The sequence below is a fragment of the Stenotrophomonas sp. YJH_SMC_94-11 genome, from assembly GCF_059370435.1.
Map to the genome: position 1 here is coordinate 408,421 of NZ_JCAFTR010000003.1, position 24,529 is coordinate 432,949.

General features: G+C 65.5%; 23 protein-coding genes. 13 read left to right on the plus strand and 10 right to left on the minus strand.

The genetic code is table 11. From position 1 onward, the window contains the following. Position 1: 1 nt before the first annotated feature. Together AC5P74_RS08740 and AC5P74_RS08745 are read left to right on the plus strand one after the other, a co-directional pair. A complete protein-coding gene (locus tag AC5P74_RS08740) occupies positions 2 to 1,351 on the plus strand; it encodes a purple acid phosphatase family protein (RefSeq protein ID WP_346607879.1) in 1,350 nt (449 codons plus the stop codon). Between the two features lie 10 nt (positions 1,352 to 1,361). Then, the gene (locus AC5P74_RS08745; protein ID WP_329843394.1) at positions 1,362 to 1,976 is read left to right on the plus strand and encodes an inorganic diphosphatase; all 615 of its coding nucleotides are present in this window, start codon (positions 1,362 to 1,364) and stop codon (positions 1,974 to 1,976) included. Positions 1,977 to 1,995: 19 nt separating this feature from the next. On the opposite strand, the gene AC5P74_RS08750 is transcribed toward AC5P74_RS08745, so the two are convergent. Beyond that, positions 1,996 to 2,580, minus strand: coding sequence for an SMI1/KNR4 family protein (locus AC5P74_RS08750; RefSeq protein WP_053499158.1), 585 nt, complete (start codon positions 2,578 to 2,580; stop codon positions 1,996 to 1,998). A 109-nt stretch (positions 2,581 to 2,689) separates the two neighbouring features. Between AC5P74_RS08750 and AC5P74_RS08755 the strand changes: the two genes are divergently transcribed. Further along, positions 2,690 to 4,105: a cryptochrome/photolyase family protein gene (locus AC5P74_RS08755; RefSeq protein WP_346607876.1), complete on the plus strand. Its 1,416-nt coding sequence runs from the start codon at positions 2,690 to 2,692 to the stop codon at positions 4,103 to 4,105. A 139-nt stretch (positions 4,106 to 4,244) separates the two neighbouring features. Then, entirely contained in the window at positions 4,245 to 4,940 is a 696-nt protein-coding gene (locus AC5P74_RS08760; protein ID WP_005416156.1) for a YiaD family glycine zipper/OmpA-like lipoprotein, read from the plus strand. 122 nt (positions 4,941 to 5,062) lie between these two features. Here the strand turns inward: AC5P74_RS08760 and AC5P74_RS08765 are convergent, their stop codons facing one another. Next, positions 5,063 to 6,094 carry a LysR family transcriptional regulator gene (locus AC5P74_RS08765; RefSeq protein WP_005416157.1) on the minus strand — a complete coding sequence of 344 codons (1,032 nt, stop codon included), beginning with the start codon at positions 6,092 to 6,094 and terminating at the stop codon, positions 5,063 to 5,065. A 147-nt stretch (positions 6,095 to 6,241) separates the two neighbouring features. On the opposite strand from AC5P74_RS08765, the gene AC5P74_RS08770 reads away from it, so the two are divergent. From AC5P74_RS08770 to AC5P74_RS08795, 6 genes are all read left to right on the plus strand, one after another. Further along, complete coding sequence (locus AC5P74_RS08770; protein WP_206619797.1) at positions 6,242 to 6,469, plus strand: hypothetical protein; 228 nt, start codon at positions 6,242 to 6,244, stop codon at positions 6,467 to 6,469. Further along, positions 6,466 to 7,236 carry an SDR family NAD(P)-dependent oxidoreductase gene (locus AC5P74_RS08775; RefSeq protein ID WP_053499154.1) on the plus strand — a complete coding sequence of 257 codons (771 nt, stop codon included), beginning with the start codon at positions 6,466 to 6,468 and terminating at the stop codon, positions 7,234 to 7,236. Before AC5P74_RS08770 ends, AC5P74_RS08775 begins: the two co-directional genes overlap by 4 nt. A gap of 91 nt (positions 7,237 to 7,327) precedes the next feature. Further along, entirely contained in the window at positions 7,328 to 8,551 is a 1,224-nt protein-coding gene (locus AC5P74_RS08780; RefSeq protein WP_069137872.1) for an efflux RND transporter periplasmic adaptor subunit, read from the plus strand. Positions 8,552 to 8,678: 127 nt separating this feature from the next. Further along, positions 8,679 to 11,849, plus strand: a complete 3,171-nt coding sequence (locus AC5P74_RS08785) for an efflux RND transporter permease subunit (RefSeq protein WP_053499150.1) — start codon at positions 8,679 to 8,681, stop codon at positions 11,847 to 11,849. 67 nt (positions 11,850 to 11,916) lie between these two features. Next, positions 11,917 to 12,654 (plus strand): SDR family oxidoreductase, encoded by a 738-nt coding sequence (locus tag AC5P74_RS08790; protein WP_253136627.1) that lies wholly within the window; start codon positions 11,917 to 11,919, stop codon positions 12,652 to 12,654. Then, the gene (locus AC5P74_RS08795; protein ID WP_053499146.1) at positions 12,648 to 14,069 is read left to right on the plus strand and encodes an efflux transporter outer membrane subunit; all 1,422 of its coding nucleotides are present in this window, start codon (positions 12,648 to 12,650) and stop codon (positions 14,067 to 14,069) included. The genes AC5P74_RS08790 and AC5P74_RS08795 overlap by 7 nt, the downstream gene beginning before the upstream one ends. 42 nt (positions 14,070 to 14,111) lie before the next feature. On the opposite strand, the gene AC5P74_RS08800 is transcribed toward AC5P74_RS08795, so the two are convergent. Continuing rightward, entirely contained in the window at positions 14,112 to 14,489 is a 378-nt protein-coding gene (locus AC5P74_RS08800) for a VOC family protein (RefSeq protein ID WP_005416164.1), read from the minus strand. Between the two features lie 142 nt (positions 14,490 to 14,631). Between AC5P74_RS08800 and AC5P74_RS08805 the strand changes: the two genes are divergently transcribed. Further along, positions 14,632 to 14,895 carry a hypothetical protein gene (locus AC5P74_RS08805; protein WP_049414598.1) on the plus strand — a complete coding sequence of 88 codons (264 nt, stop codon included), beginning with the start codon at positions 14,632 to 14,634 and terminating at the stop codon, positions 14,893 to 14,895. Between the two features lie 19 nt (positions 14,896 to 14,914). Here AC5P74_RS08805 and AC5P74_RS08810 read toward each other — a convergent pair whose 3' ends face one another. The 3 genes from AC5P74_RS08810 to hchA form a co-directional block, all read right to left on the minus strand. Further along, positions 14,915 to 15,772, minus strand: a complete 858-nt coding sequence (locus AC5P74_RS08810) for an endonuclease/exonuclease/phosphatase family protein (protein WP_346607874.1) — start codon at positions 15,770 to 15,772, stop codon at positions 14,915 to 14,917. 240 nt (positions 15,773 to 16,012) lie between these two features. Beyond that, positions 16,013 to 16,717 carry a PA1136 family autoinducer-binding transcriptional regulator gene (locus AC5P74_RS08815; RefSeq protein ID WP_072168312.1) on the minus strand — a complete coding sequence of 235 codons (705 nt, stop codon included), beginning with the start codon at positions 16,715 to 16,717 and terminating at the stop codon, positions 16,013 to 16,015. A gap of 4 nt (positions 16,718 to 16,721) precedes the next feature. Beyond that, the gene (hchA, locus tag AC5P74_RS08820) at positions 16,722 to 17,594 is read right to left on the minus strand and encodes a glyoxalase III HchA (protein ID WP_346607873.1); all 873 of its coding nucleotides are present in this window, start codon (positions 17,592 to 17,594) and stop codon (positions 16,722 to 16,724) included. Between the two features lie 379 nt (positions 17,595 to 17,973). Here hchA and AC5P74_RS08825 point away from each other — a divergent pair, with 379 nt between their 5' ends. Continuing rightward, the gene (locus AC5P74_RS08825; protein WP_346607872.1) at positions 17,974 to 19,197 is read left to right on the plus strand and encodes a cytochrome P450; all 1,224 of its coding nucleotides are present in this window, start codon (positions 17,974 to 17,976) and stop codon (positions 19,195 to 19,197) included. Between the two features lie 17 nt (positions 19,198 to 19,214). Here the strand turns inward: AC5P74_RS08825 and AC5P74_RS08830 are convergent, their stop codons facing one another. The 4 genes from AC5P74_RS08830 to AC5P74_RS08845 all read right to left on the minus strand — a co-directional run bounded on the left by AC5P74_RS08830 (position 19,215) and on the right by AC5P74_RS08845 (position 23,781). Next, on the minus strand, positions 19,215 to 21,236 hold the full coding sequence (locus tag AC5P74_RS08830; protein ID WP_329843385.1) for an esterase/lipase family protein: 2,022 nt from the start codon (positions 21,234 to 21,236) through the stop codon (positions 19,215 to 19,217). Between the two features lie 136 nt (positions 21,237 to 21,372). After that, positions 21,373 to 21,858 carry a hypothetical protein gene (locus AC5P74_RS08835; protein WP_070489932.1) on the minus strand — a complete coding sequence of 162 codons (486 nt, stop codon included), beginning with the start codon at positions 21,856 to 21,858 and terminating at the stop codon, positions 21,373 to 21,375. 1,100 nt (positions 21,859 to 22,958) lie between these two features. Continuing rightward, complete coding sequence (locus tag AC5P74_RS08840; protein ID WP_206619803.1) at positions 22,959 to 23,132, minus strand: hypothetical protein; 174 nt, start codon at positions 23,130 to 23,132, stop codon at positions 22,959 to 22,961. A gap of 220 nt (positions 23,133 to 23,352) precedes the next feature. Beyond that, the gene (locus AC5P74_RS08845; RefSeq protein WP_346607871.1) at positions 23,353 to 23,781 is read right to left on the minus strand and encodes a hypothetical protein; all 429 of its coding nucleotides are present in this window, start codon (positions 23,779 to 23,781) and stop codon (positions 23,353 to 23,355) included. A 71-nt stretch (positions 23,782 to 23,852) separates the two neighbouring features. Here AC5P74_RS08845 and AC5P74_RS08850 point away from each other — a divergent pair, with 71 nt between their 5' ends. Next, positions 23,853 to 24,434, plus strand: a complete 582-nt coding sequence (locus AC5P74_RS08850) for a phage tail tube protein (RefSeq protein ID WP_495222482.1) — start codon at positions 23,853 to 23,855, stop codon at positions 24,432 to 24,434. Positions 24,435 to 24,529: the final 95 nt, after the last annotated feature.

Sequence of the window (24,529 nt, forward strand, 5' to 3'; positions counted from 1 at the left end):
GATGCGCACGCTGGCCCTGGGCCTGCTGCTGGCGCTGCCGTCGCTGTCGTTCGCGGCGGCTGAACCGAACACCCAGGTGCCGGCAGATAGCCGCCACTACGCAGCGACGACGGTGCCGGACCGCATCGTCGCCTCGCCGGCGGTCGATCCCAGCCATGGGTTCGCAGTGGCCTGGCGCACCGATGGCAGCGTGCAGGCGCCGCTGCTGGAGATCGCAATGGCCGCAGATTCGCCGGCCATCGAAGGCATCCGCCAGGTTCGTGCGACGACCCGCGCGCTGCAGACCGAGAACGGCCTGTCGCACCACCATCGTGCAGATATCGATGGCCTGCAGCCGGATACCCAGTACGTCTACCGTGTGCAGGGAAATGGCAGTTGGAGTGCATGGAACCAGCTGCGCACGCTGGCTGCCGCCGACCAGCCGCTGACCCTGCTTTACTTCGGCGATACCCAGAACAAGAACGTCAGCCATGTCAGTCGCGTGGTGCGTGCCGCGCAGAAGGCCGCACCGCAGGCACGCATGAGCCTGTTTGCCGGCGACCTGGTCAGCGGCGGCGACAACATGGATGACAGCGAGTGGGGCGAATGGTTTGCCGCCGTCGGCTGGTTGGCGCAGGAAACGATGGTGGCGCCGGCCATAGGCAATCACGAGTACTTCGAGGAATTCGAGGACACCCCGCAGGAGCGCCGCGTGCTGGGCCGCCACTGGCCGGTCACGTTCGCGTTGCCGGGCAATGGTGCCGGCGCTGCGCAGCAGAGCAGCTACTGGTTCGATGCGCAGGGCGTGCGCGTGGCCGTGGTAGACGGCACATCGGCACTCGACCTCGGCACCGCTACGGCACAGGCACAATGGCTGGACAAGGTGCTGACCGGCAATCCGCAGCCGTGGACCATCGTGTTGCTGCACCAGCCGTTCTACTCGCCGCGCGAAGGGCGCGAGAACGCCGCGTTGCGTGACGCGCTGTTGCCGGTGGTACGCCGCCACAACGTCGATCTGGTGCTGCAGGGCCACGACCACACCTATGGCCGCCGTGGCGAAGGGCAGGCCGCAACGCCGCAGTACGTGGTGACTGTAGCCGGACCGAAACAGTACCGCGTGTCCGATGAAGCGCGCAGGACGATGAACCCAGTGGCCGAAGACACCCAGTTGTTCCAGGTGTTGAACATCGACCCGCAGCGCCTGCGTTATGAAGCGCGCACCGTGACCGGCCGTCTCTACGATGCCTTCGAACTGCGCCGCGATGCCAAGGGGGGGAAACAGCGCATGGAGCTGACCGAAGGCCGCATCACGCAGCGTAACTGCCCGCGTGCGCAGACTGCCAAGGGCCGCGCCGATCGCTGCTGGGAATGAGGAGATCCAGATGAAAACCGTACGCCGTCTTGTCCCCATGGCTGCCATCGGCGGGGCCCTGCTCCTGCTCGCGACAGCGGTGACCGCTGCCGATACCGTGCTGCATCCCTTCCTGGTGGCCCAACCAAGGGAAGCCCCGCAGGAAGTGAATCTGGCGGTGGAGATTCCGGCCGGCAGCTTCACCAAGTACGAGATCAAGGAAGACGGCCTGGTGCATGTGGACCGCTTCCAGTCGATGCCGGTCGCCTATCCGGCCAACTACGGTTCGATGCCGCGCACGTTGGCTGGCGACAACGATCCGCTGGACGCGCTGGTGCTGACCCGTGAACGCCTGCATCCGGGCGTGATCGTACGCTTCCGGCCGATCGGCTACCTGAAGATGATCGACGGCGGCGAGCACGACGAGAAGATCATCGGCGTGCCGACCGACAAGGTTGACCCGACCTACGCCAACATCCGCGACCTGGCCGATCTGCCGGAGATCGAAAGACAGCGCATCGAAGCGTTCTTCCGGGTCTACAAGGACCTGCCGGCCGGGCGCAACGCGGTGCAGCTCAACGGTTGGGGCAACGCCGCCGAGGCGCGGGCGCTGATCAGCGAAGCGATGAAGCGCTTCGAAAGGTAGATCCGCGCCATGCGTGGATTCAGTCCAGCAACGTCTCGATGAACGATTCGGCCTGCAGGCGGTCGCCCAGTACCCGGGCCACCGCCTGTACGGCTGCGTCCTGGTGTTCAGGGCGGATGCCGCCATCGTCATCGTCGTTGTAAAGGTCATCGCCGGCATCGAGGTACACCGTGCCTGCTGCAGCCAGAGCTGCCATCAGGGTCGGCACGTCGGCAGCCATTTCGTCGGCATCCAGCAGGCCGGCACCGTGATGGCTGAACAGCACACGGCCGTCGTCCAGATCGAGGATGAACGGATCAGCGCTGCGATCGGCAATCACCAGCCAGTTCGAGGGCCAGTCGTTGATCCGTTCGCCGCTGATGCCATGCCATCGATAGCCGGCCTGATGGCTCCACAGGCGTTGCAGCGGCGGTATCCAGACATCAAGGCCGGGAACGGTGATGCCGGCGGTGCCTACCCGGGCATTGATCACTTCGCCCAGCGGCCCGACCTGCGCGTAGAAGCGTGCCAGTACCGGGGGCAGCGGGAACGGGCCCTGCCAGTCGCTCTCGTGCTGGGCATGCAGCAGCCCGAAGCGGGCGAATGAGGCGTGAAGATCATCCATGTCAGAGTCCATCGGGTAGCGGCCGTGCAGCCTAGCAGACGGCGTCTGCGCGCATCGCCTTCACCACCGCTGGCTATCATGTGCGCCTTCCACAACGAAGGCATTACCTGTGTCGGTAGCGTTGGTATGGTTCCGCCGTGATCTGCGGCTGCAGGACAATCCGGCCCTGCAGGCCGCGCTGGATGCCGGTCACCATGTGGTGCCGGTCTGCATCCACGCGCCGCATGAAGAGGGGGAGTGGACGCCGGGTGCCGCCTCCGATGCGTGGCGCCACCGTTCACTGGGTGCCTTGGATGCCGACCTGCGCACGCGCGGCTCGTCGCTGGTGTTGCGCAGTGGTGACAGCCTGCCGGCCCTGCAGTTGCTGATCGAGCAGACCGGCGCCGAGGCGGTGTACTGGAACCGCAAGTACGAGCCGGCCACCCAGCCTCGCGACGCTACCATCAAGCGCACGCTGCGCGAGCAGGGCGTCGACGCGCAGAGCTGCAATGGCAGCCTGTTGTTCGAGCCCTGGGACATCGCCACCCAGCAGGGACAGCCGTACAAGGTGTTCACACCGTACTGGCGCAATGTGCTCAGTCATTGGCGCCTGCCGGCACTGCAGGCCGCACCGGAGGCACTGACGCCGCACGCGGTCGACAGCCTCGCACTTGATGATCTCCAGCTTGCACCGACGCTGGATTGGGATACCGGCTTCTGGGAGTACTGGCAGCCGGGTGAAGCCGGTGCGCTGGAGGCGCTGTCGGTGTTCGAGGACGGCGCCTTGCGCGGTTACCGCGAGCAGCGAGACCTGCCCGACCGCGTGGGCACCTCGCGGATGTCGCCGCACCTGCATTTCGGTGAGATCGCACCGTGGCGCATCGCGCATGCGCTGGAAAGACTGCGCAGTGCCGGCACCGATGCCGACATCGACGGCTATCTGCGGCAACTGGGCTGGCGTGATTTCGCCTACCACCTGTTGCATCACTTTCCGAAGACGCCCACGGACAACCTCAATCCGCGTTTCGACCGCTTCCCCTGGGCGGCACCGACTGCAGCGCAACTGCACGACTGGCAGCGCGGCAACACCGGCGTGCCGATCGTTGATGCCGGACTGCGCGAGCTGTGGCGCACCGGCTACATGCATAACCGGGTGCGGATGATCGTGGCCAGCTACCTGTGCAAGCACCTTCGCGCGCACTGGCTGCATGGCGCGCGCTGGTTCTGGGACACCCTCGTCGATGCCGACCTGGCCAACAACACGATGGGCTGGCAATGGGTGGCCGGGACCGGCGCCGATGCAGCGCCGTACTTCCGGGTGTTCAACCCGGTCACCCAGGCCGAGAAGTTCGATCCGCAGGCCCGCTACATCAGCCGCTGGGTGCCTGAGCTGGCGGCACTGCCGGTGAAGGCGCGGTTCGCGCCGTGGCAGCATCCCCTGCTCCTGGCAGCACACGCGCCTGACTATCCACGCACGCCGATGGTGGACCTGGCTGAGGGCCGCGACGCTGCGCTGGCGGCATACCGCCAGTCGGGGGCGGGGTAAAGGGTGACCCGAGCGATCCGGTCAGTTAGCTGAACGCGCCCCTGTCGGCGCACCGGATCATCATCCCGACATCGCATTCGGCTGTTTATCCTCTCTGCGCCCGCAAGCCGCCGGCCGACCGGAAACCAAGGAGAACCTCATGATCCGCAACACCACCCGCAACGTCGCACTGGCCCTGATGAGTGCGGCCGTCCTGTCGGCCTGCGCCACCGGCGGCTCCTATGTGCAGAGTGACCAGTACGGCAACCCGACCGAACAGCAGAACCGGACCGGCCGCAACGCGCTGATCGGTACGGCCATCGGCGTGGCGGCCGGCCTGCTGACCGGCGACAGTGCTACCGAGCGGCGCCAGCACGCGCTGATCGGTGCCGGTATCGGCGCACTCAGCGGTGCCGCCGTCGGCCAGTACCAGGATCGCCAGGAACGTGCACTGCGCGAGCGCACCGCCAACACCGGCATCGATGTGCAGCGCCAGGGCGACAACATCATGCTGAACCTGCCGGACGGCATCACCTTCGACTTCGGCAAGGCGACCCTGAAGCCGCAGTTCTATGGCTCGCTCAACGGCGTGGCCGGTACGCTGCGTGAGTACAACCAGACCATGATCGAGGTGGTTGGCCACACCGACAGCATCGGCAGCGACGCGGTCAACAATCGCCTGTCGAAGGAACGCGCCGACTCCGTCGCGCAGTACCTGATCGGCCAGGGCGTGCAGAGCGTGCGTATCGAAACGCTGGGCGCCGGCAAGGCGTACCCGATTGCCGACAACAGCACCGATGCCGGCCGCGCCAAGAACCGCCGCGTCGAGATTCGCGTGATTCCGCTCAAGCAGTAACGCGCAGCGTTACTGCTTGAGCCGGTCCGGCCATCGGCCGGAACGAAAATGCCGCCCTTGCAGGCGGCATTTTTGTGGGTGCCGAGCGTTGCTCGGCACACCGATTGCGTATGTAGAGCCGGTCATGCCGCCGAAGCCGCCACCTTCTCCAGTATCCGCTTGCCACTGCTTTCCAGCGCGGCATCTTCCTGTGCCTTCTGCTGCTGTGCCAGCTTCGCGCCGGGGCACTGCGCCAGCATGTAGTTGGCATCGAAGTTGAGCTTCTCGACCAGGAAGTCGACAAACGCACGCACCTTCGGCGAGACCAGGCGGCCGCCGGCGAACACGGCATTGAAGTCCACTTCCGGGCCGGTCCAGCCGGCCAGCACGCGGCGCACCATGCCCGATTCGACGAACGGCTTGGCCATCACATCACCGGTCAGCAGCAGGCCTTCGCCACAGACCAATGCACCATTCAACGCCGACATGTCGTTGGCGGTCATCAGCGGGGTGACCGGGAAATCGCGCAGCTCGCCGCCGTTCTCGCCCAGCTGCCAGGTGAAGCGCGGCGAATTGCCGGTGTGGTACGGCTTGCGCATTGCCAGGATGCGATGGAACTGCAGCTCTTCCGGATGCAGCGGTTCGCCATAGCGCTCAATGTAGGCCGGACTGGCGAACACCTGCGTGCGCAGGCTGCCCAGCTTGCGCGCGACCAGATTGGAATCGGGCAGGGCACCCACGCGCAGCGCCAGGTCCGCTTCACCGGCGATCAGGTCCAGCTTCTCGTTACCCATGTGCATGTCCAGGCGGATCTCTGGATACTGCGCATGGAACTGGCCCAGCAGCGGCGCAATCCAGGTGATGCCGATCGAGTAGGGCACAGTGAAGCGCAGCCAGCCGCGCGGGCCGGACTGCAGCTGGCTCACCGCGCTTTCGGCCTCTTCAAGCTCGCGTGCGATGCGCTGGCAATGCTCGTGGTAGATCGAGCCGGCTTCGGTCAGGCCGAGGCGGCGGGTGGTCCGGTGCAGCAGCCGCGCGCCCAGGCGCGTTTCCAGCTCCTGCACTTTGCGGCTGACCGTGGTCTTGGGCAGGCCGAGCGATTTGGCAGCGGCAATGAAGCTGCCTTGCTCGACCACTTTGACGAAGATCAGCGTCTCGTTGAGATCGTGGGACATGGTCGGGGATCCTGGACGTCGGGGATGGGACAATCGTGACAGAACGATTGGACCGGGAGCGGGATGATTATTCCCCTTAATCAGGACTAATCAAGTAAAGGTTTGAGGTCTATCGTGGCGCCATTCGTTAATTGGAGCCCGTCCGCCATGAGCCTGCGCAACATTCTTGCCCGACTCCGGAACGCCGGCCAGAACACCCTGGACCTGGCGATGACCGTCGAAGCCCGTCCGAGTTCCTTGGTACACAAGGATTTTCGTGAGTTTACCGCGCCCATGCGTCAGCAGCGTGGCGGTGCCCTCCGCCTGGTCCCGCACAAGGGCGACCGCCTGCGTCGAATTGGGACTATCCCGGATTTGGGAGGAAATGTCCCGTGAATGGGATACTGACGCCCGAAGTCCTGGTCCTTGGCGGTACCGGTGCCGTCGGCCAGGGCGTGGTCGGCGCGTTGCTGGAAGCCGGCAGCCCGGTGCTGGTGGTTGGCCGCGATCCGGGCCGGCTGGCCGCGCTGCATGAGCAGTTCGCGGATGAGCCCGGACTGGAGACGCTGCTGGGCTCGCTCAGCGACGACGGCTCGGCACGCGCGTTGGCCGAGCGCATCGCGCAGCGCCCGCGTCCGCTGGCGGCGGTGATCGCGGCAATGGGTGGCCCCTACCGTCGCGGCCGGGTGATCGACCGCAACGGCGATGAGCTGCTGGGCGCGATGCAGGCCGACCTGATGCCGCACGTGCACGCCGTGCGCCACCTCCTGCCGCTGTTGCAGGACAACGTGCATGCGCGCCGCTACGTGATGATCGGCAGCCCGGCCAACGCCAAGCCCTGGGCGGGCTACGGCGAGACCTCGATCACCACCGCCGCACTGCGCATGTACGCGCAGGTGGTGCACCAGGAAGCGCAGGCGCTGGGCGTGCGCGCGCAGATGCTGGAAGTCTGCAGCCCGGTGTGTACCCCGGCCAACGCGGCCAATGCCTGCATCGAGTGGCCCAGCTCGCTGCTGGTCGGTCGTCGTGTGGTCTCCCTGCTTGATGGGTGCCGCGACAACCGCGCCATCGTCCGCTGCGACAGCAGCGATGCCGAATTGCCGCGTGGCCTGCTGCACCTGGAAGTTCCTCCGCTTTGGCGCGACACCGCAGGCATCGCTTGACCTCGACCATGGTTGAGGTCGCAGTATTCGCCGCCGATTTTTGCAACACGTTCCCATATAGCTGTACCACCCCTCCGTACGGATGCATGCCATGACTTCCCCCAATACCACCCCACATCGTTTCGGACATCGCATTGCGATGGCCGGCGTGTCGATCCTCGCCGCGGCCGTGCTTGCAGCCTGCAGCGGCGGCCATGCCGAAGAAGCCGGTGCACCGCCGCCGCCGCAGGTCAGCGCCGCGCCGGTACTGGTCAAGCAGGTCAGCCAGTGGGACGAGTTCAGTGGCCGCGTCGAAGCGGTGCAGAGCGTTGAACTGCGTCCGCGCGTGTCCGGTTACATCGACAAGGTCAACTACGTCGAAGGCCAGGAAGTGAAGAAGGGCGAAGTGCTCTTCACCATCGACGCGCGCAGTTACCAGGCCGAGTACGATCGGGCGGCCGCCGAACTGGCCCGCGCCCGTACCCAGGCCACGCTGGCCCGCAGCGAGTCCGAGCGTGCCAAGCGGCTGTCCGAGCAGCAGGCGATCTCCACCGAGACCGCCGAGCAGCGCCGTGCGGCTGCCGACCAGTCCGGCGCCGCCGTGCAGGCCGCGCAGGCAGCATTGGATGCAGCCCGCCTCAATCTTGAGTTCACCAAGGTACGGGCACCGATCGACGGCCGTGCCGGCCGCGCGATGGTCACCGCCGGCAACCTGGTCACCGCCGGCGACAGCGCCAGCGTGCTGACCACGCTGGTCTCGCTGGACACGGTGTTCGTCTACTTCGATGCTGACGAAAGCACCTTCCTGCGCTACGCCCAGATGGCACGCAAGGGCGAGCGCCCGAGCGAGCGTGACAGCGCGCTGCCGGTGAAGGTCGGCCTGTCCGGTGAAGAAGGCTACCCGCACACGGGCAAGGTCGACTTCCTCGACAACCAGGTGGCCCGCAGTACCGGGACCATCCGCGTCCGTGCGCTGCTGGACAACGCCGATCGCCAGTTCACGCCGGGCCTGTTCGCCCGCGTGCAGCTGCTTGGCAGCGGCCAGTTCCAGGCGCTGCTGATCGACGACAAGGCCGTGCTGACCGACCAGGACCGCAAGTACGTCTACGTGGTCGACAAGGATGGCAAGGCCCAGCGCCGCGACATCCAGCTTGGCCGCACCGCTGAAGGCCTGCGTATCGTCGAGCACGGCCTGGCGGCAGGAGACAAGGTGATCATCGACGGCGTGCAGAAGGTCTTCATGCCGGGCATGCCGGTGCAGGCCAAGGCCGTGGCAATGCAGCCGCAGGCCGTGCCGGCACCCGGCCGCGATGCCACCGCCGCACTGAACCACTGATCCGCCGTCTCCTGATCCGCGTCCCCGCTTAGCTGCCGGCGCCAGCGGCAGCCTTCCCTGCCTTCGTCGTATCGGCGAGGGGCAGGGTGGCTGTTGCCCGCCGAATGCCTTTCCCAGGAATTCCTCCATGGACTTTTCCCGTTTCTTCATCGACAGGCCGATCTTCGCGGCGGTGCTGTCGATCGTGATCTTCGCCGCAGGCCTGATCACGATTCCAATCCTGCCGATCAGCGAGTACCCCGAAGTGGTGCCGCCGTCGGTGGTCGTGCGCACGGTCTATCCGGGCGCCAACCCCAAGGTCATTGCCGAGACCGTCGCCACGCCGCTTGAAGAGGCGATCAACGGCGTCGAAGGCATGATGTACCTGAAGTCGGTGGCCGGCTCGGACGGCGTGCTGCAGATGACCGTCACCTTCCGCCCGGGCACCGACCCGGATGCGGCGGCGGTGAAGGTGCAGAACCGCGTGGCGCAGGCGCAGGCGCGCCTGCCCGAGGACGTGCGCCGGCAGGGCGTGACCACGCAGAAGCAGTCGCCGACCTTCCTGATGGTGGTGCACCTGACCTCGCCGCAAGGCAAGTACGACACCCTGTACCTGCGCAACTACGCGCGCCTGCACGTCAAGGATGCGCTGGCGCGTATTCCGGGCGTGGGTGACGCGCAGATCTTCGGTGGCGGCGACTACGCCATGCGTGCCTGGCTGGATCCGGACAAGGTGGCCTCGCGCGGCCTGACCGCCAGCGACGTGGTGCGTGCCATGCGCGAGCAGAACGTGCAGGTTTCGGCCGGCCAGCTCGGCGCCGAACCGCTGCCGGATAGCAAGTTCCTGACCCTGATCAATGCCCAGGGCCGGCTGAAGACCGAAAAGGAATTCGGCGACATCGTGCTCAAGAGCGGCACCGATGGCGAGATCGTGCGCCTGTCCGACGTGGCCCGCCTGGAACTGGGTGCGGGCGACTACACCCTGCGCTCGCAGCTGGACGGCAAGAACGCGGTGGGTATCGGTATCTTCCAGTCGCCGGGTGCCAACGCGCTGGAAATCCGCGATCAGGTCATCTCGACGATGGACGAGATGCAGAAGACCATGCCGGCCGATGTGAAGTACGAAGCGGTGTATGACACCACCATCTTCGTGCGCGACTCGATCAAGGCCGTGGTCTCCACGCTGCTGGAAGCGATCGCCCTGGTGGTGCTGGTCGTGATCCTGTTCCTGCAGACCTGGCGTGCGTCGATCATTCCGTTGATCGCGGTGCCGGTGTCGGTGGTGGGTACGTTCGCCGCGCTGTACCTGCTGGGCTTCTCGATCAATACGCTGAGCCTGTTCGGCCTGGTGCTGGCGATCGGCATCGTGGTCGACGACGCGATCGTGGTGGTGGAGAACGTCGAGCGCAACATCGAGGAAGGCCTGTCGCCCACTGCGGCGGCACACCAGGCCATGCGCGAGGTGTCCGGCCCGATCGTGGCGATCGCGCTGGTGCTGTGTGCCGTGTTCGTGCCGATGGCCTTCCTGTCCGGTGTCACCGGCCAGTTCTACAAGCAGTTCGCGGTCACCATCGCCATTTCCACGGTGATCTCGGCGATCAACTCGCTGACCCTGTCGCCGGCCCTGGCCGCGCGCCTGCTGAAGGCTCATGGCGCTCCGAAGGACGGCCCGAGCCGCCTGATCGACCGCCTGTTCGGCTGGGTGTTCCGTCCGTTCAACCGCTTCTTCAAGTCCAGCTCGGAGAAATACGAGCGTGGCGTGGCCCGCATCCTCGGCCGCCGCGGTGCGGTGTTCGTGGTCTACGCGATCCTGCTGGTCGGTACCGGCGTGATCTTCAAGCTGGTGCCGCCGGGCTTCATTCCGACCCAGGACAAGCTGTATCTGATCGCCGGTGTGAAGCTGCCGGAAGGTTCGTCGATCGCCCGCACCGATGAAATGCTGCGCAAGGTCGCCAAGATCGCCCAGGAAACCGATGGCGTCGCTCACACCATCTCGTTCCCCGGTCTGAACGCGCTGCAGTTCACCAATACGCCGAACACCGGTGTGGCGTTCATCCCGCTCAAGCCGTTCGCCGAGCGCCATGGCCGCACCGCGGCGCAGATCAATGCCGAGATCAACCAGAAGATTGCCGGCCTGCAGGAAGGCTTCGCGTTCGCGATGATGCCGCCGCCGATCCTCGGCCTGGGCAATGGCAACGGCTACCAGATGTTCATCGAGGACCGTGGCAACCTGGGTTACGGCGCGCTGCAGAATGCGGTGCAGGCCATGCAGGGCACCGTCGCGCAGACCCCGGGCATGGCCTTCCCGATTTCCAGCTACCAGGCCAACGTGCCGCAGCTCGATGCCGAGGTGGACCGCGTCAAGGCCAAGGCACAGGGCGTGCAGCTCACCGAGCTGTTCGACACCTTGCAGACCTACCTGGGTTCGGCCTACGTCAACGACTTCAACCAGTTCGGCCGCACCTGGCAGGTGATCGCCCAGGCAGATGGTCCGTACCGCGAGACGGTCGAGGACATCGGCAAGCTGCGTACCCGCAACGACCGCGGCGAGATGGTGCCGATCGGTTCGATGGTCACCATCAAGCAGACCTTCGGCCCGGACCCGGTGCTGCGCTTCAATGGCTATCCGGCAGCGGACCTGGCCGGTGAAGCCGACCCGCGCCTGTTGTCCTCGGCCGAGGCGATGACCAAGCTGACCGAGATCGCCGCCAAGGTACTGCCGGTGGGCATGACCACCGAATGGACCGACCTGAGCTACCAGCAGGCAACCCAGGGCAAGGCCGCCTTCATCGTGTTCCCGGTGGCGATCATGCTGGCCTTCCTGGTGCTGGCCGCGCTGTACGAGAGCTGGTCGCTGCCGCTGGCGGTGATCCTGATCGTGCCGATGACCCTGCTGTCCGCGCTGTTCGGCGTGTGGCTGACCGGTGGTGACAACAACGTGTTCGTGCAGGTCGGCCTGGTGGTGCTGATGGGCCTGGCGTGCAAGAACGCGATCCTGATCGTCGAATTCGCCAGAGAGCTGGAGATGGGCGGCAAGGGTATCGTTGAAGCCGCGCTGGAAGCCTGCCGCCTGCGCCTGCGCCCGATCGTGATGACCTCCATCGCCTTCATCGCCGGCACGGTGCCGCTGGTGCTGTCTCACGGTGCAGGCGCCGAAGTGCGCTCGGTGACCGGCATCACCGTGTTTGCTGGCATGCTGGGTGTGACGCTGTTCGGCCTGTTCCTCACCCCCGTGTTCTACGTGGCCCTGCGCAAGTTCGTCACCCGCAACGGTGGTGGCCAGCTGGTGCAGCACGGCGAACCAACCATCCATCACTGACAGGGAATGTTGCCGACACTGGCCGCCCGGTCGGTGTCGGCTTTCCCCCTCATCAAGGCATGACTCCATGAATTCCCATCAGAACAAGATCGCACTGGTTACCGGCGCCACCCGCGGCATCGGCGCCGAAACCGTACGCCAGCTGGCCAGCAACGGCGTGCATACGCTGCTGGCCGGGCGCAAGCGTGAGGCCGCCGTGGAGCAGGCGCTGAAGCTGCAGGCCGAGGGCCTGCCGGTGGAAGCACTGCAGCTGGACGTCACCGACAGCGCCAGCATTGCCGAGGCCGTGCAGCAGGTGCGCGAGCGCCACGGCCGCCTCGACATCCTGGTCAACAATGCGGGCGTGTTGCTGGAAAATCCGGCGCAGCGGCCGTCTGAGCAGTCGTTGGACACCTGGCGCCGCACCTTCGAGACCAACGTCTACGCACTGGTCGCGGTGACCCAGGCGTTCCTGCCGCTGCTGCAGCAGGCCAAGGCTGGCCGCATCGTCAATGTCTCGAGCATCCTCGGTTCGCAGACCCTGCATGCCGATCCGGCGTCGGGCATCTACGACATGAAGGTTCCGGCCTACAACGCCTCCAAGGCCGCTGTGAACAGCTGGACCCTGGCACTGGCGCACGAACTGCGCAGCACGCCGATCAAGGTCAACACCGTGCATCCGGGCTACGTGAAGACCGACATGAACGGTGGCCACGGCGAAATCGAAATCGCCGAAGGCGCGCGCTCCAGCGTGCAGATGGCGCTGATCGGCCATGAAGGCCCGAACGGCAGCTTCACCTACCTGGGCGAGGTGCTGCCATGGTGATCCGCACGTTGGCGATGGCCGTCTCCAGCCTGGTGCTGGCGGGCTGTGTCAGCGTCGGCCCGAATTACAAGGCCCCGGTGCAGGAACCGGTGGTCCTGCAGGGTGCACAGCAGCCGGTGTTCAGTACCGCTTCGCCGGTCGCCAGCTGGTGGGCGCAGTTCGATGATCCGGTGCTGGAACAGCTGGTGCACGGCGCACTGTCGGACAACCTGGACCTTCGTGTGGCCGTGGCCCGCGTCAGCCAGGCCCGCGCGGTGTTCGTGGAAAGCCGCCTCGACCAGGCTCCGCACGTCACCGCTGGCGGCAGCTACGACCGCCGCAAGCAACCCGATCCGCAGCTGGGTGGGCAGCGGGTGTTCAGTGAAAGCTACCAGCTCGGCTTCGACGCCGGCTGGGAGCTGGATCTGTTCGGCCGCAAGCGCCGTGCTGCTGAAGCCGCACGCGCCGACCTCGGTGCCGAGCAGGCCAACCTGGCCGATGCGCAGGTCCTGATCGCCGCTGAAGTGGCACGCAACTACTTCGAGCTGCGTGGTACGCAGAAGCGCATCGCGGTGGCCCAGCACACGCTGGAAAACCTGCGCGATACGCAGAAGCTGACCGAGGCGCGCTGGCAGCTGGGCGCAGGCAGCGAGCTGGATGTGCAGAGCAGCCGTGCCCGCCTGAAGGCGATCGAGGCGGACATCCCGTTGCTGGAAGTGGCCGAGGCGCAGTCGCGCAACCGGCTGGCCGTGCTGCTCGGCCAGCGCCCGGAAGTGCTGACTGACATGCTCGCGCCGCACGACGTACCGGCCTTCGCCAAGGCACTGCCGCTGGGCGATACCCGCGAACTGCTGCGCCAGCGTGCCGACGTGCGCGTGGCCGAGCGGCGCCTGGCGGCTGCGACCGCACGCGTGGGCGTGGCCACGGCGGACCTGTTCCCGCGGTTGTCGCTGTCCGGCTTCGTCGGATTCCTTGGTGGCGATGCCAGCGGCCTGGTCAATGGCAACAACAAGGCCTGGTCGCTGACCCCATCGCTGAGCTGGGCGGCATTCGACTTCGGCACCGTGCGTGCACGCCTGCGTGCCAGCAAGGCTGAAGCCGAAGGCGTGGCCGCGCAGTATGAGCAGGCGGTACTGCTGGCCCTGGAAGACACCGAGAACGCACTGACCCGCTATTCCAAGCAGCAGGCACGGTTGGCGATCGTGGTCGAGCAGGCGCAGGCGGCACGGCGTGCCGAATCGCTGGCGCAGATCCGCTATCGCGAGGGCTCGGAGGACTTCCTGACACTGCTGGATGCGCAGCGCACGCAGCTGGCAGCCGATGATGCATTGGCGGCGGCCGAGTCCGAGGTCAATGTCAGCGTGGTGGGCGTGTACAAGGCGCTCGGAGGCTGGGGGCAATCACCGCAGCAACCGAGCGTGGCGCAGGTGCAGTGACTGCGGGGGGACGGAGGCCGTGGCGTCCGTCCCCTTGCTCTTTCAGGGCCACTGATTGGCCGGCACCTCGCGCTCGCGCATGCGCACGATGCAGAAGCGATGGCCGGTCGGTGCTTCCATTACCCACCAGCGCTTGACGAAGCCTATCCGTCGCGCGCCGAGCTTCTCCAGGCGGTCGGCCTCGGCATCGATGTCGTCGCTCTCGATGTCCAGATGCACCCGTGACGGGTGGTCGACCCGCTGGACTTCAACGTCCAGGCCCGCCGGTGCGCCCAGCAGGTCGGCATACTCGGCGCCCCCTTCGGCACGCGCCGCCTGTGCCTGCAGACCGAGCGCGGCGGCCCAGAAACGGGCGCCTTCGTCGGCGGGAAGGTCCTGGCAGTCGATGATGAATCCTGCCAGCCGGCTCTGGTGTGCCATGTGCTGCTCCGCAGTTCGAGGGGTACGCGGCAGGGTAGCGCGGTGCATTCCGCGTACGTCTTCACCTTCGTGACGTTTCTGACTCTGCCGGATTGCGGGCTCGCCGTGTAACTAGTGGGTCAGGCACTCGGGAGGACAGGCAATGGCGGACGGAAGGCGGGATACCCAACGGATGTTGTTCGGCGATCCGGGCCCACCGGGTGCGGGGCTGTCGGTGGCGGTCGTGGTGCTGCTGGTGCTGGCGACGATGGCCGCCGCGGTCGGTTTCCTGCGCCTGCAGGATTCGATGCTGGGGCTGGGCCTGATCGGCGTCGCCGTGTTCCTGGCGATAGGGGCCCGCATCTGCCAGGCGCGCGATCAGCATCAGGCCCTGTATCGCCTGCTGTCGCGGCAGCCGCCGCTGTAGCTGCGGCTGCCGTGCGGGGTCAGTGCTTCGGCCAGTCCAGTTCGACCACCAGCGGGAAATGATCCGATGGCAGCACGCCATCGATGCGGCGGTCATCGGTCAGGAAGCTGCGCGCGTGGAAACCGCGCACCAGCACCCAGTCCAGCTGCGCGGTGGCCTTGCCAGTGAAATCGTGGAAGGTCAGTCGCGGGCCCTGCGGTGTCTTCACCTGGGTACGGGTGTCGTGCAGTACGCGGGTGAATGCCTTGTAGGTGTCGCCGCCGGGTTCGCTGTTGAAGTCACCGGTCAGCACCACCGGCAGGTCGGCCGCCAGGCCGGCCACGCGCCTGCCGATCAGCTCGGCACCCTTCACCCGGCGTGGTTCGTCCTCGTCGCGGTAGGGCAGGTGGGTATCCATGAAATAGAAGCGGCGGCCGTCATCGATGCGGCGGAACAGCGCCCAGGTGACCATGCGTGGATACAGGTTGCCCCAGGTGATGCTGCCGGGCACATCGGGCGTATCAGACAGCCAGAAGTTGCCTGATTCCTCGATCGCCAGCACCTTGCTGTCGTAGAACACGCCCATGTGCTCGTCGCCGCTGCCGCCGCGGCGGCCCTGGCCGAACCAGCGGTATCCGGGCAGGTGCTGAGCAAGGTAATCGGCCTGCTCCTGCACCAGCTCCTGGGTACCGATCACCGCTGGGTGCGCGTCGAGGATGACCTTCACCATCGCATCGCGACGGTCGGGCCAGCGCTTGCCGGGTTCGGTATCGGCCGGGGTGCGCACATTGAACGACATCACCTTCAACGGCGCAGGGGCTGCGGCCCAGGCGCTGGTCAGAGGCAGGGCAAGCGCCAGCAGCGCAGACAGCGCGGGGCGACGGAAACGCGACAACATCGTGGAATCCCTCCATTCCATGAAAACGGTTTCACAGAGCATGCCACGAATGCGAGGGCAGCGTTATGCAGGGATGGGTGGCTCGCGGATGCCGGGCGGGCGATGAACGCCCCGCCCGGTGGACCGCGCACCGGCGATCACGGGTCGTAGCTCATCCCGTCGCCTGCCTTCTGCAATCGCGCAGATGCCCAGCGCGTATGCAGCACGCTGATCAGGCAGCAGGAAGTGTCTCCATCCTGATCAGTCTTCAATCTCGCCACGGCGGCCTGCCGCGCGCACTGCCTGAGCGGTGGTGGCCACGCCAAGTCGTTGCCGTGCTCGCCGCAGGTGGTTCTCAACGGTGCGCGCAGACAGCCCCAGCGTGGCCGCTATCTCTGCCTGGCGCCGTCCAGCGGCGACCCAGCGCAGCACCTCGCGTTCGCGTGCGCTCAGCGCGCCCGCGCGGATGTCGGCCGGCGCTTCGGCCAGACGCCGCGCCGCACGGAAGGCGGAGGTGCCGACCATGTCCAGCAGCACACGCGCGCTGGCGGATGCATCAATCGAGGTGCCGGCAAAACTGACCGCACCCTCCAGACCGGTCGGGCCGAACACCGGAACCTGCAGCCCATGCAGGCCATCGCCGCGCGGCTGCTTCACCACCTGGTAGCGTTCGCCGCGCACGCCCTGGCGCTTGCTCCAGAAGAACGGCGCAGTGCTGTCCAGCACATGACGGTTGACCGGGCAGGCATGCAGGTAGCGGGCGAGTGCGGTATCGCTGCCGTCACCGAACCAGTCACCTTCGATCCAGTACACGCGCTGTGCGCCGCGCTCCAGCCCGGTTCCGGTGGCAAACACCAACAGGCGGTCGTAGCCCAAGGGTGAGGCGGCGGCGCGCAGCACGCCGCCCACCGCCGGCAATGACCGCGCCTGTTCCAGTTCCAGCAGCGCGGGCACCAGCGCAGGCATTGGCTCAGCGCCCCGCCAGCGCATCGAGCAGCGTACGCGCGGCCAGCTTGCCCAACGCGTTGCCGGCCAGCGGACTGTCGCCGGTCAGCAGCAGGCGATCCTGCAGCACGCTGCCATCGATGCCCTCATTGACGATCTGCACCCCCTGCAGGGCCAGCCGTTCACCGAAGAACCAACGCAGCTGCCCGGGCATGTAGCCGATCCCCGGTGTCTGCCGGTCCATTGCGTCGGGGAAGGCACAGATGCGGTAGCCACGGAACAGCGAGGCACCGTCGGCTTCGTCGACGCCCGCCGCCAGCAGCGCCGCCGGGCCATGGCAGAGGGTGATGATGTGGCGCTGCTCGGCCATGGCCCATTGCAGCGCGGCCTTCACCGCCGCGCTCTCCGGCAGGCCGATCAACGCGCCGTGCCCACCGGGAATGAAGACGGCGGCGTAGTCCGAATCGGCGCCCAGGCCGGCCACCACCTGGTCCAGCTGCAACGGCTGGCGGAAGCGTTCCTGGTAGCGTTCGTACAGGGCGCCGATCTCGCTGTCCTCGTGTGGGAAGGCCCACCATTCGAACTTGACGGCGTTGCCGGACAGCGTCGCCACGTCGATGTCGAAGCCGGCCTTGTCCAGGTGGTACATCGGCAGCAGGGTTTCCACCGGATGGTTACCGGTGGAGAACAGGTGGCCATTGGCGGTCGGCAGATAGCGCTCGTCGGCGGCGATCATCAGCACCTTCCAGCGGCCATCGCGGCGCGCATCCGGATAGTCGGCGCCGGACAGGTCGCTCTTGGGCGAGGTGAACTGCGACAGCGAATACGGCGACGGGAAGAAGGCATCGCGCTCGGCCGGATCGGGGCTGGGCTGTCGGCTGGGCTCTTGCGTGTTCATGCAGACCTCCGTTGGGGGAAAGTGAGCCCAGCATAGGAGGCTGCGTGCGCAGGCGCGATGAGGGATTCCCCTCAATCGGCCGCAACCCGGATGCTGCAGCGCGCCACCCGGCCGGTTGGACAGTGGGATTATGTCGTGTTATCTAGCCAGTGCCGGGATAATCCCGGCATAACCACACAGCAAGCAAAGGAATGAAAATGAAAAGATTCGCCCGAGCATTGCGCGTCACTCTGAATATTCATCCGAACGAAAAGAGCAGCGTGTGGAATACCTGGCCGCTGTGGGTCGAATTCTGATCCTGCCAGCCAAACCCGCGATTGAGCGGTAGCAAGACGAAGGGACTCGTCTTTCGAGTCCCTTCCTGCCGGAGACGCACTGCATGCAAGGGATGTCGAATGAAGGCAGCGCCATTGCTGCCGAGCGCCTGGCTGCGCGCGTGGAGCGCGAAGGGCCTGTGCTGAAGCTGGAAACCGGCGGTGTTGGGGTGTTCTGCCCGGAACTGGCTGGCAAGGTCGACAAGGAAAATTCCGAGCACCTGTTCGTGGTCGAGTCGCTGGCCGACCTGTTCCGCCGTCACGAGCGCGTGCGCTGGACCGAAGTGCGCAGCCTGATCGCCACCCGTAGTGCTGAGCTCACCGGAGCACAGACCCTGGAGGCGCTGCAGTCGCGCATGAGGCAAGCTCTGGATGGGGTGTGCGGGCATGCGCTGGATGCCACGCCGGCGGTGTGGAAAGTGATGGCCCATCCCTTGATCCCGCTGGTGATCGACGGGCTCGATGCCCGCGGCACCGCAGCCATCGAACGCGCCCTGCATCTGCGCTACACCACCCAGGTCGAGCAGGTCATCCATCGGCGCCACCTGCTGCGCAACTTCCTCATCGGCCGTGCCGAATCACGGGCGATTGCCGCCGAACTCAAGCACCGTGTCCGCAGCGGACGTTCGGCGCTGGATTACGCGCAGTCATTGCTGAGCCTGCGAGAGCGCATCGGCCTGGACAAGGTCACCTACATGGTCACCGTGCAGCTGATCGCCATTTCCGGCGTACCCGGCATGATGGCCGCCTGCCTGCTGCTGGCGATGCAGATGCATCCGCATTGGCGCCAGCGCATCGAGGAGGAATTCGCGCCGCTCTCGGAGGCGGAGATCCACGCGCTGCCGATGGCCAGGATTCCCTGCACGATGCGCTTCCTGAAGGAAGTGATGCGGCTGTACTCCACGCCCTTCAACAACCGTCGGGTGGCTGCCTGCGATCTGCAGGTGGAAGGGCAGGCCATCGCCGAAGGTACGGTCTTCGAGCTGAGCTCGTTCATCCAGCACCGCTCGGCGAAGTACTGGGATGACCCGCTGCAGTTCGATCCCGATCGCTGGTTGCCCGAACGGCGCAAGCGTACCGCCGGCATCTATGTGCCTTATGGCTTCCCCACGCGTTCCTGCGTGGGATCGGCGGTCGGCAATGCACAGCTGGTATTGCTGTGCGCGCTGCTGGCACGCGAGTTCCGCTTCACCCCCAGCGCCGACTATCGGCCCGAGGTGCGCATGGAGGGCTTTGCGATTCCGGCGGCGCTGCATGGCACGTTCTCGCGGCGTACGGCCGGTGCCTGATCTGTCGGGACGGCGGCTTACTTTCCCGTTCGCCCGTGTGCCTGCATGTCCTCATGCAGGATCCGCCGCAGCTCGACGATGGCCGGCGTAGCTTCCTGCACGCTGTGTCCGGACACGATCACCTTCTCCGAATCCGCGTGCGGCAGGTGCGAACTCCAGTAGGGCACCAGCCCGTCATCGGTCTTCTCAAGTGGGCCATCGGCCTTGGCGCGGGCGATGATCGAGTGGTAGTGCACCTTCGGTGACATCGGCAGGTCAGCCACGGCGCGGACGAACGGGTCGTCCTTGTCCAGGTTCTGGATGCTGTTCATCTGGTAGCCGTGCTTGCCGTCATTGCGGTCGATCTGGCCGTCGTTGGCGATGGTGGCGACGTCTTCCAGCACGGTCAGTGGCAACCGCACCAGCCGGCCGATCCACCGGCCGAGGCGGGTGCCCGCCACGTCGGTACCGCGATGCGGCGTGGCGATGAACACCACGCGGGACACTTCCGGTTCTGGCAGGAAGGTCAGCACCGGTGCGCCTTTGGTGCGCAGCAGTTCGCGCTGGGCGGGCGTCATCTGCGCGGTGGCCAGCAGGGTGTCGACCAGGTGGTCGCCGGAGGAGGAGATCATCAACCGTGCGATCACCCCGCCCATGCTGTGCCCCACCAGCACCATGTCATGCGAGGCCTGCGCCTTGCCGCTGGGGTCGAAGTGCTTGAACACTTCAGCCAGCGTGTGGCGCATCGCATCGTGGCTCATCGCGATGGGCATGTTGGTCGGGTAATAGAACTGCCAGACCTGGAACTCCCGGCGGATCTCGTCGTCGCGCAGCAGTTCGTTGGCCACGTTGACCCAGGCTTCCGGACTGCTGGCCAGGCCATGGATCATCAGCAGCACGCGGCGGTTCGGGTCGTAGGGCTGCATCATGTACAGATGCGGCGTGTCGATGCCGCCCTTGCCACCGAACAGCGTGCGCAACGACTGTCGGCTGAAGTTGGAGCGGGCCAGCCACAGCGCATAGCCGGCAGTGAAGTTGGCCGCCAGTGGCACCTGCTGGCCGTGCAGGGTCACTTCCGAAACCTGGTAGGGATCGTGGATCTCCAGCTCCGGCTCGTCATCGTGCAGCACCTCCCACAGGTTTTTCCCCGAGAAGCGCAGCAGCACCGTCATCGATGGCGAGGGCATCTCGCTCCAGCTCTGCGTGGCCGAAGTGCTGGCCTGCGTTGCCTGCGCCGCTGCCCGAGGCGTGGTGGCCGTGCTGCCGGCCGGGTCGTCCATCACCGCCACCAGCTCGGCACCGAAGCCATCGCGGCGATGCACGCTGCGCAGCGTACCGGTGAACGACAGCGAGGCGGCGGGTACCAGCTCGCTGGGGGTACGCTGGTCCAGGGCCGATGCTTGGTCTGAAGGGGCCAGCACGAAGGTCCAGCGGCCCAGCTGGAAATGGCTGGCCTGGCCGTGCACGCGCCCGGTGGCATACGCGTTGTACAGCTGCACCGAGGCTTCCTGCACCGCCAGGTTGTAGTAGTCGCGCACCTGGGTCTGGCGGTCTTCGAAACCACGCTGGTTGGCGGTGCGCTCGGTGAAGAACAGATAGGCATAGGCCTGGCGCGCGACCTGCATCCACGCATCGAGGCGTGGCTGGAAGTCGGCATCCAGCTCGGTGACTGCGGTTTTGGCGCGGCCGGATGCCGAGTACTCGCGCTTTGGCGCCGGCAGGGTCATCGCATACTGCAGCCACAACTCGGCCAGGCTGGAGCGCTTGTCTTCCTCGCGCACCACGATGCTGCTTTCCATGGCCTCGATGCAGGGCAGGCCGGGCTTGGCACAGACGCCCTCATCGAGCCCGGCCACGCGCAGGGTCTCAATGGTCGCCGCGCTGAGTTTGCCGGAGGTCAGGATGTCACCGCGCTTGAGCGCGATGTACTGGCCGGGCGTGACCGAGGCAACCTGCACCGACGGCCCGAACTGGCGCAGCGTCGCGCAGCCGCCCAGGGTGAGCAGCACGGTGAAGATGAGGGTCGTGCGGCCGATGAAGCCCAAGCCCGTGGTAGCCATGCGATCCTCCTGCGCGGTGGCGCCACTCTAGCGGCCGGCCTGTCAAAGCGGAATCTACCGGCTGGGTCGGGCTTGACGGCGAGTGCGGTTGGTAGATTCGGGCAGTTCCGTGCGCCGGCTGCAGGTTCCTAGCCCATCAGTGGCTGATCTGGCACTTCACCGCCGCCGAATAGCCCTCGTAGTCGTCGCCTGCGATCACGTGCAGGGTGTGGTGCTTGTCGATGCGCTTCACGTACGAAGGTTCCTCGGTATTGGCATGCTCGTTGACCTCGGTCACCGACCAAGCCCTGGCCAGGCGCTTGGGATCGACGCCGTTCAAGTACACGAACAGGCTCTTCTCGCCCTCGGCCACGTTTACATCGGCACTGTTGACCGTGCCGCCAAACAGCGCGACCGGCTTGTCCTCCGGCTCGAAGGTGCCGCCCGGCTTCTTGGCCAGGCCGGCCGCCTGCAGGGCATCGATGGCGTCGGCCGCACTGAAATCCGAGCCCGCCTTGCAGGCCAGCAGCGCTTCCAGCGTGGCGGTGCCGGGCGGCGCGATGGCCGGGGCTGCGGCGTGCGTGGCTGGGGCGGCGGCGAGCGCGGTGAGGAACAGGGCGAGCGTGGTTGTGGCGATTTTCATTGCAGATCCTTCTGGCGGTAGCAGGACGGGGAATGCAGCGATGGAGCGGGAGCTTCATCCTGATTATGCGCCACGCTTCCTGCACGAGGAGCAGGCACAAAAATGCCGGAATCCCATCGACGGGAGATCCGGCCTCTTGCGGCCTCGACAGGCCATACAGATGGTGGAGGTGGGCCATGCCGCAATGCGAACGTAAGCTATTGATGGGCCTCGCGGTTGATGCTGGTGGCCGGGATCGATACTCCCAGCAGTACCCCTGTCTATGCAGTCTTGGCGGGTTCAATTGCCTCCTGCTCTGCCACTGGGGCGGCCTGCCAAGCATCCACCCGGACCTCTAATCAGTCTGCCGCGTTGCTGTCTGGCGGCTCAGGTGTTGGGAGGCTGCTGGCGCTGATCCGGTCATGAATGGTGGTCTTGCCCAGCCCTGTGTGGCGCTTCTTTTACGAACGCATTAATTGCATGGAGGGTTCCGGTATGCTTGTTCAGACACAGGAGGCGACATGCGCAAGGCACAAGCGTTCATCATGTTTCTAGCAGCGGGGTTGGTAGGATGTTCTACCGTTCCGGTCCCCGAGGGCTCCGCCAAAGGTGTCCCGGCGGAGCGCATCTATCAGGCGAACTATCTTACGGCTGCGCCTGATCGTTCTGCACAGATATATCTCTCTAGGGACAAGGGCTTCAGTGGATCGGGATGCTCCCACGACATTTCACTGAACAACGAGAAGATCTTGTCGATACGCCAGTCTGAAGCGGCGACACTGTATGTGGCACCTGGCTCGTACTTCTTGAAACTTGAGACAGGTGGCGGCCTTTGCCCGAACATTTCGACTTCGCAGAACCTGAATTTGTCGGCAGGAGATCGGCAGGTGTACAGGGTCCTGCTTCCCTCGGACGGCAACCTCCGACTCACACGCGAAAAGTAGTTCACGAGCAGTCGCTTATGCGACGCGTTCCAGATACTGAATCAAGTGGACACGGCCACCGATGATTGAATCATCGGTGGCCGAAACCGGTGAAGAGCACTGGGGCGTAGCTCCGCGCCTAAAGGCCGTCGGGCTGTGACTGCAGCACCTTGATCTGCTGCCTCTGTCCCGTCATGATCAAATACAGGCCGCGCCAACGACGAACTTGGCACAGCCTGTACTCTCCAACGCCATCTCCCCTAGCCTGAACTTTGGCGACATCGAATCGCCGACACCGGTAACCAGCTTCAGTCGTCCAGTTGGCGGCAGGAAATCGACAACCGAACAGATGTAGGTCGGCTCGAAGTTCATCGCGCGGATGTCTATCTTGCTGCAGCTTCCGGCCGGCCAAGTCGCGGCATGGCCGCTTGACCGTATGGGGCGACAGCTTGAGGCAGGCCAATGGCGCGACTGCCGCCATTCGCGAGGTGGTTGGGTGTGTGGGTAGCATCGAGACGTTCAACCCAATGCCCAATAGCGAAGACGTGGACGCGATTGGTACTACGGTTGACGTCAGATTGCCTTTTGTTCGCTAGCGCTCGTTCTTGGCAACGTGCCTTTTGTAGGTGGCTGCGGAGAACTCGCTGTATATGGCCGCTCCAAGTAGCGCGGCCACCAGTGCAGTTTTTCGCGCAGACCCAATCGCTGGAGCGAGCACAACTGCCATTCCAAGTAGCGAAAAGGTAAGCACCAGGGGTGCAGCTATCAGGCGGCTCTTCAAGTCACTGCCAAAGACATCAAACGCCCACCTAAGTGTCGCGCGGGGGCGCTTGATCAAGTCGCAGAACTTCTGAAGAAACCATGCCCCGAAAAATCCGATCGCGTATCCGACGATGACGTCTGCGAACAACGTTCGTGTTTCGAGCAGGCCAGCGCCTTCTAGGATAATTGCAATGACATAGCAAGTAGCCGCGAGAGCCGCGCCGGCACGACCGACGTAATCGATCCACTTTTCACTCATGTATTGGTTCCCTCAACGGCATTGGATCGCCTATCTCTCACGACTTATCGACTAGTCAGGAGATTTCTAAAATGGGAGAGGTAATCAAATCCAAGCACTCCCAGTTGTTCGTCGCCGTCGCTGCGGCCGAGGTCATCAAGGTGACCCGCTTGTGCCCGGTTGACTTTCCCGATGGCCAGGCGTCGGAGATCGATATCTGCGACTACGACGACTGGGGCCAATTCGTTGCCGGCTGCAAGCAGACCGGCGGCACCGGCATCGAGATCATCTACGGCAGCGTCGGCCACGAGAAGTTGGAAAAGCCGCACGGGACGGGTGACGTCGTGAACTGGATTGTGACCGCCACCGAGGGCGTGACGAAACCTTCGGCGGCGGCCGGCAAGATCACCCCACCGGATAAAGGCAGATCGACAGCAGCATTTCCTTGCAAGCGATGCGGCACTTCCAGCGCCAGCTGCGCGCATCTGTCGGGGGGGGGGGGGGGGGAGGGCACAGGTACGGGCCGCCGCCATGGATGCTCTTCTGCGGCTTGTCCGAAGGCTTTGCGCGCCTGTGATGGCTGCGTCGGTCAGAGGCATTGGGGGTGTCGCTTTAGCGGGTGCGGTCGGATGATCTGGCCCCCCGTCAGCGGACGCCAAGAAGCGATACTTTGATCGCACTTGGAGGTCCCTTATGTCCCGTATCACCCGTCGTAGCTACACCGATGAGTTCAAGCACCAAGCCGTGGAGTTGGCCGAGTCGCTCGGGC

Excerpts from the sequence above, each read along its gene's own strand:
- AC5P74_RS08845 (WP_346607871.1), bottom strand. The coding sequence starts at position 23,781 with ATGAGTGAAAAGTGGATCGATTACGTCGGTCGTGCCGGCGCGGCTCTC.
- AC5P74_RS08785 (WP_053499150.1), top strand. The coding sequence starts at position 8,679 with ATGGACTTTTCCCGTTTCTTCATCGACAGGCCGATCTTCGCGGCGGTG.
- AC5P74_RS08760 (WP_005416156.1), top strand. The coding sequence starts at position 4,245 with ATGATCCGCAACACCACCCGCAACGTCGCACTGGCCCTGATGAGTGCG.
- AC5P74_RS08825 (WP_346607872.1), top strand. The coding sequence starts at position 17,974 with ATGCAAGGGATGTCGAATGAAGGCAGCGCCATTGCTGCCGAGCGCCTG.
- AC5P74_RS08745 (WP_329843394.1), top strand. The coding sequence starts at position 1,362 with ATGAAAACCGTACGCCGTCTTGTCCCCATGGCTGCCATCGGCGGGGCC.
- AC5P74_RS08780 (WP_069137872.1), top strand. The coding sequence starts at position 7,328 with ATGACTTCCCCCAATACCACCCCACATCGTTTCGGACATCGCATTGCG.
- AC5P74_RS08800 (WP_005416164.1), bottom strand. The coding sequence starts at position 14,489 with ATGGCACACCAGAGCCGGCTGGCAGGATTCATCATCGACTGCCAGGAC.
- AC5P74_RS08830 (WP_329843385.1), bottom strand. The coding sequence starts at position 21,236 with ATGGCTACCACGGGCTTGGGCTTCATCGGCCGCACGACCCTCATCTTC.
- AC5P74_RS08770 (WP_206619797.1), top strand. The coding sequence starts at position 6,242 with ATGAGCCTGCGCAACATTCTTGCCCGACTCCGGAACGCCGGCCAGAAC.
- AC5P74_RS08835 (WP_070489932.1), bottom strand. The coding sequence starts at position 21,858 with ATGAAAATCGCCACAACCACGCTCGCCCTGTTCCTCACCGCGCTCGCC.
- AC5P74_RS08750 (WP_053499158.1), bottom strand. The coding sequence starts at position 2,580 with ATGGATGATCTTCACGCCTCATTCGCCCGCTTCGGGCTGCTGCATGCC.
- AC5P74_RS08765 (WP_005416157.1), bottom strand. The coding sequence starts at position 6,094 with ATGTCCCACGATCTCAACGAGACGCTGATCTTCGTCAAAGTGGTCGAG.
- AC5P74_RS08740 (WP_346607879.1), top strand. The coding sequence starts at position 2 with ATGCGCACGCTGGCCCTGGGCCTGCTGCTGGCGCTGCCGTCGCTGTCG.
- AC5P74_RS08850 (WP_495222482.1), top strand. The coding sequence starts at position 23,853 with ATGGGAGAGGTAATCAAATCCAAGCACTCCCAGTTGTTCGTCGCCGTC.
- AC5P74_RS08795 (WP_053499146.1), top strand. The coding sequence starts at position 12,648 with ATGGTGATCCGCACGTTGGCGATGGCCGTCTCCAGCCTGGTGCTGGCG.
- AC5P74_RS08805 (WP_049414598.1), top strand. The coding sequence starts at position 14,632 with ATGGCGGACGGAAGGCGGGATACCCAACGGATGTTGTTCGGCGATCCG.
- AC5P74_RS08790 (WP_253136627.1), top strand. The coding sequence starts at position 11,917 with ATGAATTCCCATCAGAACAAGATCGCACTGGTTACCGGCGCCACCCGC.
- AC5P74_RS08840 (WP_206619803.1), bottom strand. The coding sequence starts at position 23,132 with ATGAACTTCGAGCCGACCTACATCTGTTCGGTTGTCGATTTCCTGCCG.
- hchA (WP_346607873.1), bottom strand. The coding sequence starts at position 17,594 with ATGAACACGCAAGAGCCCAGCCGACAGCCCAGCCCCGATCCGGCCGAG.
- AC5P74_RS08810 (WP_346607874.1), bottom strand. The coding sequence starts at position 15,772 with ATGTTGTCGCGTTTCCGTCGCCCCGCGCTGTCTGCGCTGCTGGCGCTT.
- AC5P74_RS08815 (WP_072168312.1), bottom strand. The coding sequence starts at position 16,717 with ATGCCTGCGCTGGTGCCCGCGCTGCTGGAACTGGAACAGGCGCGGTCA.